The 14,841-nt window shown below is 38.4% G+C and carries 13 protein-coding genes; 7 read left to right on the top strand and 6 right to left on the bottom strand.

Translation table 11 applies throughout. From position 1 onward, the window contains the following. The first annotated feature begins 28 nt into the window (after positions 1 to 28). The 4 genes from F564_RS0103620 to F564_RS0103605 all read left to right on the top strand — a co-directional run bounded on the left by F564_RS0103620 (position 29) and on the right by F564_RS0103605 (position 5,028). Complete coding sequence (locus F564_RS0103620) at positions 29 to 322, top strand: helix-turn-helix domain-containing protein (RefSeq protein WP_028121408.1); 294 nt, start codon at positions 29 to 31, stop codon at positions 320 to 322. Positions 323 to 742: 420 nt separating this feature from the next. Then, positions 743 to 3,076, top strand: coding sequence for a TonB-dependent receptor (locus F564_RS0103615; protein ID WP_028121407.1), 2,334 nt, complete (start codon positions 743 to 745; stop codon positions 3,074 to 3,076). An 11-nt stretch (positions 3,077 to 3,087) separates the two neighbouring features. Then, a complete protein-coding gene (locus F564_RS0103610) occupies positions 3,088 to 3,900 on the top strand; it encodes a DUF4249 domain-containing protein (protein WP_028121406.1) in 813 nt (270 codons plus the stop codon). 231 nt (positions 3,901 to 4,131) lie between these two features. After that, positions 4,132 to 5,028 (top strand): AraC family transcriptional regulator, encoded by an 897-nt coding sequence (locus F564_RS0103605; protein WP_028121405.1) that lies wholly within the window; start codon positions 4,132 to 4,134, stop codon positions 5,026 to 5,028. On the opposite strand, the gene ccoG is transcribed toward F564_RS0103605, so the two are convergent. Beyond that, on the bottom strand, positions 5,025 to 6,452 hold the full coding sequence (gene ccoG / locus F564_RS0103600) for a cytochrome c oxidase accessory protein CcoG (protein WP_028121404.1): 1,428 nt from the start codon (positions 6,450 to 6,452) through the stop codon (positions 5,025 to 5,027). The two genes, F564_RS0103605 and ccoG, sit on opposite strands and share 4 nt — an antisense overlap. 394 nt (positions 6,453 to 6,846) lie before the next feature. On the opposite strand from ccoG, the gene F564_RS19820 reads away from it, so the two are divergent. Continuing rightward, positions 6,847 to 7,689: a transporter gene (locus tag F564_RS19820; protein WP_051259554.1), complete on the top strand. Its 843-nt coding sequence runs from the start codon at positions 6,847 to 6,849 to the stop codon at positions 7,687 to 7,689. Between the two features lie 40 nt (positions 7,690 to 7,729). Here the strand turns inward: F564_RS19820 and F564_RS0103590 are convergent, their stop codons facing one another. The 5 genes from F564_RS0103590 to nhaA all read right to left on the bottom strand — a co-directional run bounded on the left by F564_RS0103590 (position 7,730) and on the right by nhaA (position 12,940). After that, positions 7,730 to 8,113 carry a hypothetical protein gene (locus F564_RS0103590; protein WP_028121403.1) on the bottom strand — a complete coding sequence of 128 codons (384 nt, stop codon included), beginning with the start codon at positions 8,111 to 8,113 and terminating at the stop codon, positions 7,730 to 7,732. Next, a complete protein-coding gene (locus tag F564_RS21090) occupies positions 8,106 to 8,240 on the bottom strand; it encodes a hypothetical protein (RefSeq protein ID WP_262493662.1) in 135 nt (44 codons plus the stop codon). Before F564_RS21090 ends, F564_RS0103590 begins: the two co-directional genes overlap by 8 nt. A gap of 74 nt (positions 8,241 to 8,314) precedes the next feature. Continuing rightward, positions 8,315 to 10,162 carry a chloride channel protein gene (locus F564_RS0103580; RefSeq protein WP_028121402.1) on the bottom strand — a complete coding sequence of 616 codons (1,848 nt, stop codon included), beginning with the start codon at positions 10,160 to 10,162 and terminating at the stop codon, positions 8,315 to 8,317. A 155-nt stretch (positions 10,163 to 10,317) separates the two neighbouring features. Continuing rightward, a complete protein-coding gene (locus tag F564_RS0103575) occupies positions 10,318 to 11,604 on the bottom strand; it encodes a DUF389 domain-containing protein (protein WP_028121401.1) in 1,287 nt (428 codons plus the stop codon). Next, a complete protein-coding gene (gene nhaA / locus F564_RS0103570; protein WP_028121400.1) occupies positions 11,597 to 12,940 on the bottom strand; it encodes a Na+/H+ antiporter NhaA in 1,344 nt (447 codons plus the stop codon). The genes F564_RS0103575 and nhaA overlap by 8 nt, the downstream gene beginning before the upstream one ends. 363 nt (positions 12,941 to 13,303) lie before the next feature. Here nhaA and F564_RS0103565 point away from each other — a divergent pair, with 363 nt between their 5' ends. Together F564_RS0103565 and F564_RS0103560 are read left to right on the top strand one after the other, a co-directional pair. Beyond that, complete coding sequence (locus F564_RS0103565) at positions 13,304 to 14,086, top strand: MlaE family ABC transporter permease (protein WP_028121399.1); 783 nt, start codon at positions 13,304 to 13,306, stop codon at positions 14,084 to 14,086. Next, the gene (locus F564_RS0103560) at positions 14,086 to 14,838 is read left to right on the top strand and encodes an ABC transporter ATP-binding protein (protein ID WP_028121398.1); all 753 of its coding nucleotides are present in this window, start codon (positions 14,086 to 14,088) and stop codon (positions 14,836 to 14,838) included. Before F564_RS0103565 ends, F564_RS0103560 begins: the two co-directional genes overlap by 1 nt. Positions 14,839 to 14,841 lie beyond the last annotated feature (3 nt).

Below are 14,841 nucleotides of genomic sequence, written 5' to 3'. Positions count from 1 at the left end.
ATATACCTAAAACTACTAAACAGTGGCGATGCAAATATGTGGTGAAAACATCAGAAAAATCCGAAGAGCTAAGGACCTTACTCAAGAATATATGGCTTTTGAAATGGGGATCTCCCAAAAAGCCTATTCGGATATAGAAAATTCTAAGGTCAAGATCCACCTTGATATGTTAACCAAAATATCGGCGATTTTGGATATCAAACCGTCTGATATTTGCAGCATATCAGATCAATGCGGTGGCGGACATTATGAAGCCAGGTATAATGAATTGCTGGATTTTATTAGAAAAAATAACATCTCAGTTCCTGGTGAACTCTTGTAAGCATCTCAGTCAGGTATTGTGATATCGCGGGAGAATTAGTCTTCCATTGTAAAAATTTGATATCTCTTGATTAAGTGCCCGCCTTTGTATATCTTAAAAACGCTTGGTTTGTTTGACCTTACTTTAAATTAAAAAAGATAAAAGATAGCGGTTATTCATCAAAAAATCGATGTTATCCTTTAATAATCATCGTGTCTGTTTTTATCATATTCCGCACGTAAAATGCTTTGATCTTCTCATTTTAACCTGATACATAAATGGAGGTACTAAAAGTGGGGCAGCCGTATTAGGCTTGCCAGAGGATCACGAGTTCAGATCAACGCGGCAAAATTTTAAATGAATTAAAAAACAGTTATTAAATTCTCAGCGCACTTAGATTTGAAGTTGGAAAACTTTATCTTTACTGCGTAAATTATTTGCATGCATATATCTTCGTTGAAAATTGCTACCTCTATAGCAGCAATTTGTTTCAGTACAGCCGTATTTTCACAAGAAAATTTTTCCGTAAGCGGTACTATAAAAGATCAAAAAAATGGTGAATTGCTCATTGGAGTAATCGTAAAAATTGCTGAAAACCCATCAATATCAGTTGTTGCCAATGAATATGGTTTTTATTCGCTTTCGCTTCCAAAAGGCTCTTACACTGTTATTATTTCTAATCCTGGTTTTAAAGATTTTCAGCAAAATATAATCGTTGAAAATGATCTAAAACAAAACATTCAGCTAGAGCAACAAAGTGAAGAAAAGACTTCTAATATTGATGAAGTGGTGATTGTTGCAGCAAAAAAAGACAAAAATCTTTCTTCTGCGCAAATGGGAACCGAAACATTGAGTATTAAACAAATAGACAAACTGCCAGTTTTGTTTGGTGAAAAAGATGTGATGAAAACCATTCAACTTTTGCCCGGAATTAAAAGCAATGGTGAAGGAAGCAGTGGTTTTTCTGTGAGAGGTGGTGCAACAGACCAAAACTTGATTTTATTAGATGAAGCTGCAGTTTACAATGCTTCACATTTGCTTGGTTTTTTCAGTACATTTAATAGTGATGCGCTAAAAGATGTGAGTATCATCAAAGGAAACAGTCCGGCACAATATGGCGGTAGACTTTCGTCTGTTTTGGATGTAAAAATGAAAGACGGCAACAACAAAGATTATAACGTGAATGGCGGAATTGGTTTAATCAGCAGTAGATTAAGCGTTGAAGGACCTATTCAAAAAGAAAAATCTTCATTTATTGTTTCGGGAAGAAGAACGTATGCAGATGTATTTTTAAAGGCAACGGATGATTTTAAAGATAGCAAGCTGTATTTCTATGATTTAAATTTAAAAGCCAATTATCAAATTAATGAAAACAACCGTTTGTATTTATCTGGATATTTTGGAAGAGATGTTTTAGGCTTGGGCGATACTTTTTCCACAGATTGGGGAAACACCACAGCAACGTTGCGTTGGAATAGTATTATCAGCAGTAAATTATTCTCCAACACCTCATTCATTTACAGCAATTACAATTACAATGTAAGTTTAAGCAGTAACAATAATACTTTCGGATTAGATTCTACAATTGAAGACTGGAATTTGAAACAAGATTTCTCTTGGTTTGCAGGAAATAAGCATTCTGTGAAATTTGGTTTACAGTCTATATACCACACTATTACACCTAGTAGTGCATCCGGAACCAGCGTAAGCAGTTTCCCGAGAAATCCTAGATATTCTTGGGAGAATGCTTTGTACATTAATGACGATTTCAAAGCGACAGAAAAACTAACGATTAATTATGGAGCGAGATTAGCAATGTTCAGTGTTTTGGGTGGCGACACTTTTAACACTTATGAAAACGGAACTATCATCGGTTCTGAATTTTTGGAAAAAGGGAAATTCGGGAAAACCTACGTTAATCTTGAACCGCGAATCACTGCAAATTACAGAATCAATGAAGTCAGCAGCGTGAAAGGTGGCTATTCTAGAAACACACAAAACTTACATTTATTAAGCAATAGCGGAAGCGGAAACCCAACCGACCAATGGATTGGAAGCAGCTACACTGTGAAACCTGAAATTGCAGACCAAATAAGTGCCGGATACAGCCGAAATTTCAACAATAATAATTATGAAGTGAATGCTGAGATATACTACAAATCAATGCAGAATCAAATTGATTATAAAAACGGAGCGCAAATTTCATTCGATACTGCTGCAGATGTTGAAAGCGAATTATTATTCGGAAAAGGAAGAGCTTACGGTTTAGAATTAATTGCTAAAAAGAAAAGCGGAAAACTAACCGGTTGGATTTCTTACACCTTATCAAAAACCGAAAGAAAAATCAACGGAATCAACGATAATGAATGGTATGACGCAAGACAAGATAAAACACACGACCTATCTGTAGTAGCTACTTATCAGCTGAATCCTCAGTGGTCTTTTTCAGGATTATTCCTTTATAGTACTGGGAATGCGGTCACTTTCCCAACAGGAAAATATGAATTGAACGGAGAAACTGTTTTTCAATACAGCAACAGAAATGCTGATAGAATGCCAGCGTACCACAGAATGGATGTGAGTGCAACGTATGAACCAACGTCTAGTAAGCGTTTTAAAGGTTCTTGGTCTTTTGGAGTTTACAATGTTTACGGAAGGCAAAATGCATACACAATTACATTTGAAGATAACCCAAATAATCCAGGAACAACCAGAGCGATGCAAACTTCACTCTTCCGTTGGGTTCCGAATATTACTTATAACTTCAAATTTTAATATAGCTAACTATGAAAAATATATTTTCAATTATATTATCCCTGTTTTTAGTGATTTCTTGCGAAAAAGAAATCAACCTTGATTTGGAAGATCAAAGTGGAAACATAGTGATAGAAGCCAACATTACAGATCAAGCTGGTCCTTATTACGTTAAAATAACAAAAACGGTCGCTTTTACCCAAGCCAATCAATATCCATCCATTGAGAATGCACAAGTAGTTTTGAGCGATAATACCGGACAAACCGAAACATTACAATACGTAGGAAACGGAAGATATAAAACTTCAACTTTTATTGGCCAATCTGGGAGAACCTATACTCTAAAAATTCAAGCAGAAGGGAAACAATATACTTCAACAAGTAAAATGCCTGAAGCGGTTTCTTTTGATAATTTGGAGCAAGACTCATTTGTAGTAGGTGGCGAAACCAGTTATACACTTTTACCTGTTTTTACAGATCCACAGACATTAGGAAATCGTTATCTTTTCACTTACACAATTAATAACAATCCCAAAAAATATTTCTCTGAATTTTCTGATAATGTTAACAACGGATTGCCCAACCAAAGACCTTTAATATTACCAAATGACGATGGCGATGAGCCAGATAATATAAAAGTGGTGGTGGGAGATACCGTTTATGTAGTAATGCAATGCATAGATGATAAAGTTTATTTATTTTATGCTGCTTTATTACAACTTTCTGGTGGCGGTGGACCTGGCGGTGGCATAACGCCAACCAATCCGCCAAGCAATATCAGCAATGGTGCGTTGGGTTATTTTTCCGCGCACACAGTACGGGTGCAAACTGTGGTGATAGAATAGTAAAGCTTCTCATTTGCAGACTGCAACCAGCTGATGATATTTCCAGATCTGCTGATTTTTTAATCATCGGTATTCGTTCAGATGCTTATGAAGTATTTTAAGGAAACATGTATTCCTTATCCACTCGGATAGGTTTCGCGAGAACCGGTCTTTAGGATAACTGAACCTTCCGCACATCTGCATTTGGCAATTTTATCTTACTTTTGTTCAATACCCCAAAAAAAAACTCAGTTGAACCCTATCAAAGTCCTTGATATTCATTTGTTTCAAAAAGCAGATCAGTCTGGAGAATTCTACTGTAACACCCTGCAGGATCATTTGAAAGAAAGCCATAAACATATCGAACGCCCTCACCGTCACAATTTTTTTCTGATGATGTTTGTGACAAAAGGTACAGGTTTCCACGATATTGATTTTAACACCTATCCTTTGAAGGACGGCAGCGTTTATTTCATGTCACCGGGACAGGTTCACAGTTGGCAACTTTCTGATGATGTGGAAGGCTTTATCATTTTCTTTTCACAATCGTTTTTTGATTTTCATTATGCAGATTTAAAATTAAAAGCATTTCCTTTCTTTGCTTCCGTTAATTTTCCACGCTTACTTCAACTGGATGCTGGCTATTTTTCGGAAATGAGGACCTATTTTGAGACCATCAGAAATGAAACGGTGCATCACTATCTGTTGAAGGATCATATGCTCCGGAATGCTGTTTCTAATATATTAATTCTTTCTTCCAGGCTGTTTTTAGAAAATGAAAAAGAACTGGGATTTGCGGTGTCATCATCCTATCTTCATACCTTTCAGGCCTTTGAGAAATTGATGGAGGAACAGTTTCTGTCGCAAAGATCTGTGAGTTTCTATGCCGCACTTCTGACCATATCGGGCAAGCACCTCAACCGGATCTGCCAATCTGTAGTCGGGCTGAAAGCATCCGAGGTCATTGCAAAAAGAACAGTCTTGGAAGCACAAAGAATGCTGGTATATCTGGATGATAGTTTGGGTGATATTGCCTTCAAGTTAGGTTTTGAGGAATATCCTTATTTTACCCGTTTTTTCAAAAAACACGTGGGACAATCGCCTTCGGAGTTTTTAAAACGGCATCAGATTAATTTTAATAAAAGTTAAAATTCAAACTTAAAAGGCCCTTCAAAAATAGTCTTGTACGATGTGATCATTTTCCCAGAAGTGTCGAACACACCAATTTCAATATTCTGCTTGCTCAGCTGGATTTCGTTTTCCGGAAAATTAACTTTAAGATCTCCCTTTTTGATCTTGTTACGTTTCAGATGAAGCGGTTGCTTTTCATACATCTCTATTTTTGCGGATTTGGAATTGAGGACTTTGAAATGGACATAGAGATCCTGATTGGATTTGTTGATCATCGTAAAGGTATAAGCGTTGCTGATCATCTCATCTCTGATCAGAAAGGTGGATCCTGGATATTTTAAAAATTTCGCTTCCATCATTCCTCTGTCATTCAGGGAGAAAGACAGTAAGCCAACCAGTAGTGCCAAAGCTGCGGCGGTGGCTTTCATCCTTGCCGTAAATTTGAATTTGGTTTGTGTTTCAATCTCTTGTTCAGATGCATAACGGATCAAACCTTTTGGAAGACCTACTTTTTCCATGACATCGTCACATGCGTCTATACAAGCTGTACAGTTGATGCATTCTAACTGCTGACCATCTCTGATATCGATGCCTGTAGGGCAAACGACAACACACTGCTTGCAATCGATACAGTCTCCTTTTCCAGATGCATCCCGGTCTTCACCATTCCGCCATTTTGACCGGTTCTCGCCACGTTTAAAATCATAAAGTACATTGATGGTTTGCTTATCTATCAACACGCCTTGTAATCTTCCGTAAGGACAAATGAGCGTACAGACCTGCTCTCGAAGCCACGCAAAGACAAAATAAAAGATGCCCGTGAATAAAATCATGACCAGAAAGTTAGTCGGATATTCGGACGGACCGGCGGTCATCATGTCCCAGACCTTTGCATAACCTGCGATGTAAATGAACATAAAAGTGGAGATCAGATTGGACATGACTAAAAAAACAGTCCATTTGAAAACTCTTTTGATGATCTTTTCGCTGTTCCATTCCTGTTTGTCCAGTTTGATCTGTTTGTTGCGGTCGCCTTCTATCCAATATTCGATCTTACGGAAGACCATTTCCATAAACAAAGTCTGCGGACAAAGCCAGCCACAAAATAGCCTGCCGTACACAATGGTAAAGACCATAACGAAGATGACAGATGTGACGGCGCCTATCCCTAGAATGAAGAAATCCTGTACATAAAAGGCTTGTCCGAATAAGAAAAATTCTCTGTCAATGACATTAAAAAGAAACAATGGATTGCCATCCCATTTCAAAAAAGGAATGATAAAAAATAGGGTAAGCAAAAGATAAGCAGTATAATTTCTGTAATTGGTAAATTTGCCTTTGGGCTTTCTCGGGAATACCCAAATTCTTTTGCCATCTTCTGCAACAGTGGCTACAGAATCCCGGTAAGTCTTAGCTTCAGATGTTTTATTATTGTCTGTCATATTTATAGAGTTCTATCTTCATCCCTTTGAGCTTACAAAGGTCTGTGGATAAAACCAATGATGATAATATGATATACGTCTCAATTTGGACAAAAAGGACATTTTACCAATTCATTGGTGAGGAAGTTACAAGAGCAGATGTGATAACGGTTTTATCAATCCTTTGTTTAAATCTTCACACCTCGGCACTCATTATACGACATTCGATTGCGGTGGAAACGTTGCACTAATCATCCAGAAAACAAATATATGAAGTCAATACAATGCTTTCTGAGCAATATTTTACGACAGTTTTAGGACATCATCGTCCTATTTCTACCGCATAAGTCGATTACGGCACAGATTTGTATTCGAAAGTAATTTAAATTCCAATCTTTCGATCAAAATTATAATTATGAATAAAAATCAAAGTTTTTTTATGCTCTTTATTTTTGCACTGATACTACCTTTCAAAGGATTGGGTCAGCAAGTGGCTAAGAAGAAATATTCTTTATTTGAGCCGGTGCCCCGTACACAGATGAGAGAAATGGAAACCGATCGTCCTGATCTCACAGAATCGCCTTATACGGTGGATGCGGGACATTTCCAATTTGAAACAGATCTGGTAAGAACTGTGCGTGAAACAAGCGAATCTCAGGAAACGCATACCTCGCTCATCAACCAGATGAATCTTAAGATTGGAATTAGCGGAAGTACAGCTTTACAAATTGGATTTCAGACCTACGGCAGACAAAATGAGAAAGAACTAGAGACGGGTTCCAAAACCATGACGCAAGGCCACGGGGATTTGACACTGAGGATCAAGCAAAATCTGATCGGTAACAACGGTGGTCATTTTGCATTGGCATTGCTGCCTTATGTGAAGTTCCCGACTTCCAAGTATGAGGATAGTCGTCTGGAAGGTGGACTGCTGGTTCCTATGCAGTACAAGCTTCCGGGCGAATTCAATCTGGGATTTCAGGTAGAGGTAGACCGCTTAAAAGATCAGGATCAACCATCGATGCATACAGAATTTGTTCAGACGCTTACCATCAGCCATTCGATTGTGGAAGGTCTCGATGGCATGGCAGAGACCTACTACACCTATGATTTCAAAACGCACCAGTTTTCAAATTACATCAACGCTGCCCTGCAAATAGAAGTATCCAAAGATTTTAAACTAGATGCCGGATTGAATTTTGGGATACAGCACACGGCAGCAAAACATTATTTTTTCGGTGCATCATATCGGCTTTAGCAAATACCTTTGACGGCAATCCGCTATTCTTCATCTTATTTTATTTGTCGATCGTCACGAGTTTTGTTTTACGCTCTTTTTCTCGTAAAATCACATAATAGATCATTGCACCAGCAAAATAACAGACGACATCTATCATATCTGCCGTATAACGGGCGGACAACAGTGGAAAGACCACTTCAAAGACCACGGCCAGATTGAGAGCGGCGCCTGCCAAAAACTTAAGATCTGGGCGCCAGTTTGGGCTGTACGTATAATTCATGATTTTCCTGATCGTGTAGCTATACATCGGGACACTGTAGAGATCCGTAAGGTGGTCATTGATAAAAGGAAGCACAATGCCCAGTTTTCGTAAATAAGCGACAGCTGCCCAAATCATCAAACCCACGAAGAACCAGTACGAAATTTTAATTTTTCTAAACATGCATAGCTCCCATTATAATACTTAATAAGATCTGGATCACCTTTAAAAAAGTGCCGGCATTGGACTTTTCCTGATCTTTCTCTTTGTTTTCAGCAGTTTCATAATCGAATAATTGTTTCCCCTCCATTAGTAAAATTTTTGCAAAAGTAATAAAAGCAGAATAATCAGCATTGTCGTCTGAGTAGAAGCTTCTTTGATTAATTATTCAGAATAACCTTTCAAGATCTGTCTGTAGCTCATCAGAATTGAAGATTTTGAAATAAATCCAACAAACTCATTGTGGTGGTTGACCACAGGCAGATTCCAAAATCCAGTATCATCAAAAATCTGCAGGATTTCCAAAGGTTTGTCTTCAGGTTTTATCAGAGCCGGCGGCGCTTTCATTATTTTGGTCACAGGAAAGGATGCATTATCGTCCTGATTAAAAAGATAAGGACGGATATCATCCAAAGTGAGAATGCCCTGCAGTTTATTGTGATCATCTACAACGGCGAAAAAGTTTTTCTTCCCGTTTTTCACCAGTTCAAAAAGATCTTCAATAGAAGCATTTTCATTGATCGTCTGAGAATATTTATCAATAAAATCTTCTGTATGCAGCGAAAATAAAAGATTTTTATCGTGCTGATTGGTGAATATCTTTCCTTGTTCTGCCAAAGATTTCAGTTCAGGAGAGATATTGGAAAACCATTTGGCAATGAGATATGATATGACAGAAACGATCATCAGAGGGATGAACAGATCATATCCCGAACTGGATTCTGCGATCAGAAATATAGCCGTTAAGGGCGCATACAGAACACCGCTCATTGCGCCTGCCATCCCAACAAGAACCAAATTGGAAACAGGAACATCTCGAAAACCGATGTGCTGGCATACCAATGCAAATAAAAACCCCACGGTACCACCTGCAAAAAGTGATGGTGCAAAATTACCGCCATTACCACCACCGAAAATAGTGAAAGACGTAGCAAAAGCCTTGAGTAAGCAAACCAGAATCAAAAATATGATGATCGTCCATTCTTTAATTTCAAAATAGCGGAAAAAACTATTTTCAATAATAACGTTCGCATGGCCGTTGGTAAACGCTTTTACAGTGTCGTAACCTTCCCCAAATAGCGGTGGAAAAAGAACACAAAGCAATGATAAAACAGCGCTTCCCAGCATCGCTTTTCGGATTCTTGATATGTTAAGTTCCTTGAGAAAATGTTCCACTTTATGAGAAATTATCAAGAAATACCTGGCGTACAATCCTGTTACAATGCCTAAAATAAAATAGTAGGGCAGGTTTTTATAATTGAATGCTTCCCGCGTATAGAACCTGAAAAGAATATCCTCCTGAAGAAGAATCCTGGACAATAGACTTCCGCAGACCGCCGCAACAACCAAAGGGATAAAATCTGTAAATACAACACCTGTCAGTAGGATTTCAAAAGCAAACATAATACCCGCAATGGGAGCATTAAAAGCAGAGGCAACGCCGGCTGTGGCGCCAGCGGCCAGCAGCAAGGTGCGTTCTTTATAATTCAGCCTGTAGGTCTGCGCAAAGTTGGAACCTATGGCCGCACCTGTAACGGCAATCGGACTTTCCAGACCTGCAGAACCTCCAAGTCCAACGGTGATAGCGCTTTGAACAATCTGGGAATATGTTTTAACGGAAGAAACGATGCTTGAGTTTTGAGCAATTTCATACAGAATAGCGCCAATTCCCTTTCTGTCCTGTCCTTTGAAAATGGTAAGAACGATGCTGGTCGTCAATACAATTCCTAAAAATGGAAAGATAACGTAAAACAAAATCTGATATTCAAAATGAACTTTGTTTGTAATAAAGTAATGAATATTATGAACAATTGTTTTCAGCAAGACACCTGCTAATCCTGCTGTACAACCTACCAAAATACCGGAAAGCAATAGAAACTGGCTTCTGCTCAGTCTGTTATTCAGCCAATGAAGAATCAACTCATAACTGCGCGCTTTCTCCAGCCCATATTGCTGAAAATCTCTTTTGAATTTGAGAAAGCTGAAAAATTTTTTTTTGTTATGAATATTCACAGTTGTATGTTGGAAAAATTGAAAGCAATGGCTGATTGCCACTGTATATGTTAGACTTGATATGCAAATATATCAAAACGATGTGGGAAAGCCTTGCTCTAATCCTGGAATGATTAGAAAATAAATGATCGGTTCAGCAGCACCATAATTACAGACTATTTTTCGGGATTTTGTAAAATCTCTATATTTTTTTCATTTAATCGCGCTGCTAACCAGTTTTTAAGCTGTTTTTGGTTGATATCTGTGCCGGAATAGATGAGTACGAACTCAATTTTCGCGCTGTCCGTCAAGGGATATTTTTCTACCTTTCCGTAAGATACTTCAGAGATAGTTGGGTACAGTATCCGAATTTCTTTGACCAATGTGGAATCTGACATTTTATAAGTGTCTAGTTCCTGTCTCAGTTTGGAAATGGCTATATCTTTTTCAGATAAATTAGTATTGTTCTTGTTTATTTCGCTCAATATTTCCGATTTGAGATCTGAATCGTTCTGCCGTATATTGAATTTGGTATTTGGCAGACCATGGTCATCCAACATTTGGTTGTATGAAGCAATCTCTTCCGGTGTGAATTTTTTATTTAGAAAAGCTATATCTATGATCTTGGGATTAGAATTGTAATTGATTTTTTTATAAATGATCGTATAACCATTATTATCAAATTGATTTTGAATAAAAAGCTCAGCCGTTTTGGTAAATTTCTTTTCATTAAAAAGATTATAGGCCAGATAAGAGCTGGGAACGATCATCACAAGGATGAGGAATGAGATGCTATACCTGATTCTTTTTTCATATTTGCTGTCAACGATAGAGGAAGGATAATGTAAGTATTTTACCACCAGAAATGTAGCTATACAGATGAAAAAGCAATTGATCGTGTAAAGGTAAAAAGCACCTAAAAAAAATGAGAAATTGAAAGTAGCCAATCCAAATCCTGCGGTGCATAATGGTGGCATAAGAGCTGTGGCAATGGCAACACCGGGAATTGGATTTCCTTTTTCCACTCTCGTAATCGCTATGACTCCTACCAATCCTCCAAAGAAGGCAATCAATACATCGTAAATATTAGGTGCTGTCCTCGCTAAAAGCTCAGACTGTACATCCTTAAAAGGACTAATGTAAAAATACAGTGCAGATACAAAAAGACTGACAACGGTGGCAATCAGCAGATTCTTAACAGACTTTTTCAGTAATGGAAAATTATAGGTTCCTAATGCAAATCCAGCCCCAACAATAGGACCCATCAACGGCGATATAAGCATCGCTCCAATAATAACCGCCGTAGAGTTGACATTAAGACCAACGGACGCAATGATAATTGCACAAGCCAAAATCCAGAGGTTGGAGCCACGGAATGAGATATTGGAAGTCACATTCTCCAGTACTTTGTCCTTTTTTTGCTCTCCGTTATGGAGGTTAATGAAATTAAAAATTTTACTCATCAGCAGCTGTTGGTTTAGCGTTTTTATTAAGAATGATATAGCCTGTAATTCCTCCAATAATGGAAGCTGCAAAAATCCCGATCTTCGCCTGCGTCTGATATTCCTCGTGGGTAAAAGCCAGAGAAGTCACAAATAATGACATTGTAAATCCAATCGAGGCTAGAAAACCAAGTCCTAAAAGATTCCAAATCGTCATCCCTTCCGGTACGTTGGCAATTTTGAGTTTGATAAAAACAGCAGTAAACCCGACAACGCCCAAAACCTTACCGACTAGCAATCCCAATGCAACACCTATTGCAATATTGGTATCAAATAAACTGTCAAATTCAATATTCAGAGAAACGCCCGCATTGGCGATTGCGAAAATAGGAATGATGACAAAGGTTACAATAGGATGCATCGCGTGTTCCAGCCTTTGGAGTGGCGGCGTTGCAGCGATGGTTGCCTCATTTATTTTTTCTAAAACATGCAACTGGTCATTGGTAAGCGTGGGATTATCCTCCGTAGGATCTATATTTTTAAAAGTGTCCAGATAATTACTGATCTTGCCAATAAAAATCGTTTCCTTAATTTTTACATCTGCAGGGATGGTAAAAGCAGCCAAAACCGCTGCAATAGTAGCGTGGACACCAGATATCACAAAACAGGTCCAAACACCGCAAATGCCAAGAAAAGCAAAGAAAAACACAGACCTGATGCCCAATTTGTTTCCCAAATACATCACAGCCAAGATGAAAAGTCCTATCAGCAGATAAGTCGTCTGTATATCAGCCGTGTAGAAAAATGCAATAACCAAAACCGCTCCCAGATCATCAACAATGGCCAAAGCGGTCAAAAAAACTTTGAGAGAAAGCGGTATCTTGTTCCCCAGCAAAAAGAGAACGCCCAATGCAAAAGCAATATCCGTCGCCATTGGGATTCCCCAGCCTTTGTGCATCTCTCCGGAGGGATTAAATAGTAAGAAAATCAATGCCGGCATCACCATTCCTCCAATGGCTGCCACGATAGGCAACATCGCTTTCCGCGGGTTGGAGAGTTCACCTCCTATAATCTCACGTTTCAGCTCCAATCCTACAACAAAGAAGAAAACAGACATCAATCCATCATTGATCCAATGGTGCATACTGAAATTAAAATAACTGCGCCCATTCCACCCAAAACCAAAAGTCTGCTCCAAAAAATGATGGTAACCGGCAGACAGAGGTGAGTTGGCCAGTATCAAAGCAATAATGACACTGATGCCCAATAACAAACCACCTGATTTTTCCTGCTGGATAAATCTTTGAACGGGATAAACGATCTTGTCAATCGGTTTTTTCTGATAATCTTTGACCATAGTTCTTTCTGTTTGATACAAATTTATGAATACTAAAAGGAAAACCACGTGATGGCTGTTATAAAATTGATTGGGGATAGTCATTCGTGATTGACCAACGCCTATTTTTAATTTTTGATTCTAGCTCTTTTTATTGATGTAAATCCGCTGTTATTCATCTTATTTAATGCAACCTAAGGTCAAACTTGGCATGACGCTAATGAAACGTTTTTGATAGACAAAGGCGGCAACTTAAGCAAGAGGTATATAGTTACGGCAACGGATTACCCATTGAGGACAATCACATTTTTATTAAACTAAATCATTTTTTTATGTAACATAAGCCATTTTATTAAGAGTACATTTGAGGAAGAACTAAACTTGATGTTTAAAACTTTTCTTTCATCGTCCTCTATAAGATCTTCCATCTCTGAAGTAGGAGATATAGGTCTATTTGCCGGACGTTTTTTTCGGGAAGTTTTCGTACCGCCCTTTGAGTTTGAAGAACTAATTCGCCAATGTTACAGTATTGGCAACCGTTCATTGCTTTTGGTCATGGTGACAGGATTTATATTAGGTTTGGTCTTTACGTTGCAATCCCGCCCGACACTGGAGCAATTTGGTGCTGAATCCTGGATTCCATCGATGATCAGTATATCGATCATTCGTGAAATTGGACCTGTGATCATCGCGCTGATCTGTGCCGGCAGAGTAGGTTCGGGGATTGGAGCAGAGTTAGGTTCCATGCGAGTAACAGAGCAGATAGATGCGATGGAAGTTTCCGGTACCAATCCATTCAAATATTTGGTTGTCACGCGCATCGTTGCCAGTACATTGATGCTTCCACTCTTAATTATCGTAGGTGACAGCATTTCGCTTGTAGGCTCGGCGCTTGTTGAAAATTTAAAGTCCGATGTTTCATTCACGCTTTATTTTAATAAGGTTTTTACTTCTATAAAATTTGGCGATATTATTCCTGCGACCATCAAATCAATCTTTTTTGGTTTTGCCATCGGTTTAATAGGCTGTTATAAGGGTTATAATTGTGAGAAAGGAACGGTAGGCGTAGGCGATGCATCCAATGCTGCGGTCGTCTACACCTCGATGTTGATCTTTATCATAGATTTCATAGCCGTGTTTATAACCGATATTATTTTTAATGTATAATGGAAACAGATCATAACATACAGGCGGTTTTAGAACTTAAAAATATCACTAAAGATTTTGGTGAGAACCATGTTTTGAAGGGGTTTAATCTAAAACTATTGGAGGGGGAAAGTTTGGTGATCATGGGAAAATCCGGCTCCGGAAAATCAGTCATGGTCAAATGTCTTGTGGGTTTAATGAAGCCGGATGGGGGAACCATTACGATCAAAGGGGAGGATATTACAAAAATGGGGCAAAGGGAACTGGATATATTAAGAACGGAAATTGGCTTTCTTTTTCAGGGAAGTGCATTGTATGATTCAATGACTGTTCGGGAAAATTTAGAGTTTCCACTGAGACGTAATATCAATAAAATTAAGAATTTCACAGGGACTGAAGTTTTAGTCAAAGAAGCTTTAAAAGATGTCGGTCTTTCACAAACCATCGACTTGATGCCTTCTGAACTTTCAGGCGGAATGCAAAGAAGGGTTGCATTGGCAAGGGCTCTCATCCTGAAGCCTAAAATCATGATCTATGATGAACCAACCACCGGTTTGGATCCGATCACTTCAAAAGAAATTATAGAATTACTGCGAAGTATTCAACTAAAATACAAAACATCGTCTATCATTATTACCCATGATGTGGATTGCGCCCGAGTGATCTCGAGCCGCATGATCCTTTTGGTAGACGGCACCAATTATGCCGAAGGAACTTTTCAGGAACTATCAAATTCTGACGATCCTCAGGTAAAGGCATTCTTTAAAAATTAATAT

It is taken from the genome of Epilithonimonas tenax DSM 16811 (genome assembly GCF_000428485.1).
GTDB lineage: Bacteria > Bacteroidota > Bacteroidia > Flavobacteriales > Weeksellaceae > Epilithonimonas > Epilithonimonas tenax.
This window is presented reverse-complemented; position numbering and strand designations above follow the sequence as displayed.

What these genes read in the sequence shown, in the direction of transcription:
- F564_RS0103575 (WP_028121401.1), bottom strand. Translation starts at nt 11,604, where the DNA reads ATGAGTAAAATTTTTAATTTCATTAACCTCCATAACGGAGAGCAAAAA.
- F564_RS0103560 (WP_028121398.1), top strand. Translation starts at nt 14,086, where the DNA reads ATGGAAACAGATCATAACATACAGGCGGTTTTAGAACTTAAAAATATC.
- F564_RS0103590 (WP_028121403.1), bottom strand. Translation starts at nt 8,113, where the DNA reads ATGTTTAGAAAAATTAAAATTTCGTACTGGTTCTTCGTGGGTTTGATG.
- F564_RS0103565 (WP_028121399.1), top strand. Translation starts at nt 13,304, where the DNA reads ATGTTTAAAACTTTTCTTTCATCGTCCTCTATAAGATCTTCCATCTCT.
- F564_RS0103620 (WP_028121408.1), top strand. Translation starts at nt 29, where the DNA reads ATGCAAATATGTGGTGAAAACATCAGAAAAATCCGAAGAGCTAAGGAC.
- ccoG (WP_028121404.1), bottom strand. Translation starts at nt 6,452, where the DNA reads ATGACAGACAATAATAAAACATCTGAAGCTAAGACTTACCGGGATTCT.
- F564_RS0103610 (WP_028121406.1), top strand. Translation starts at nt 3,088, where the DNA reads ATGAAAAATATATTTTCAATTATATTATCCCTGTTTTTAGTGATTTCT.
- F564_RS0103615 (WP_028121407.1), top strand. Translation starts at nt 743, where the DNA reads ATGCATATATCTTCGTTGAAAATTGCTACCTCTATAGCAGCAATTTGT.
- F564_RS21090 (WP_262493662.1), bottom strand. Translation starts at nt 8,240, where the DNA reads ATGGAGGGGAAACAATTATTCGATTATGAAACTGCTGAAAACAAAGAG.
- F564_RS19820 (WP_051259554.1), top strand. Translation starts at nt 6,847, where the DNA reads ATGAATAAAAATCAAAGTTTTTTTATGCTCTTTATTTTTGCACTGATA.
- nhaA (WP_028121400.1), bottom strand. Translation starts at nt 12,940, where the DNA reads ATGGTCAAAGATTATCAGAAAAAACCGATTGACAAGATCGTTTATCCC.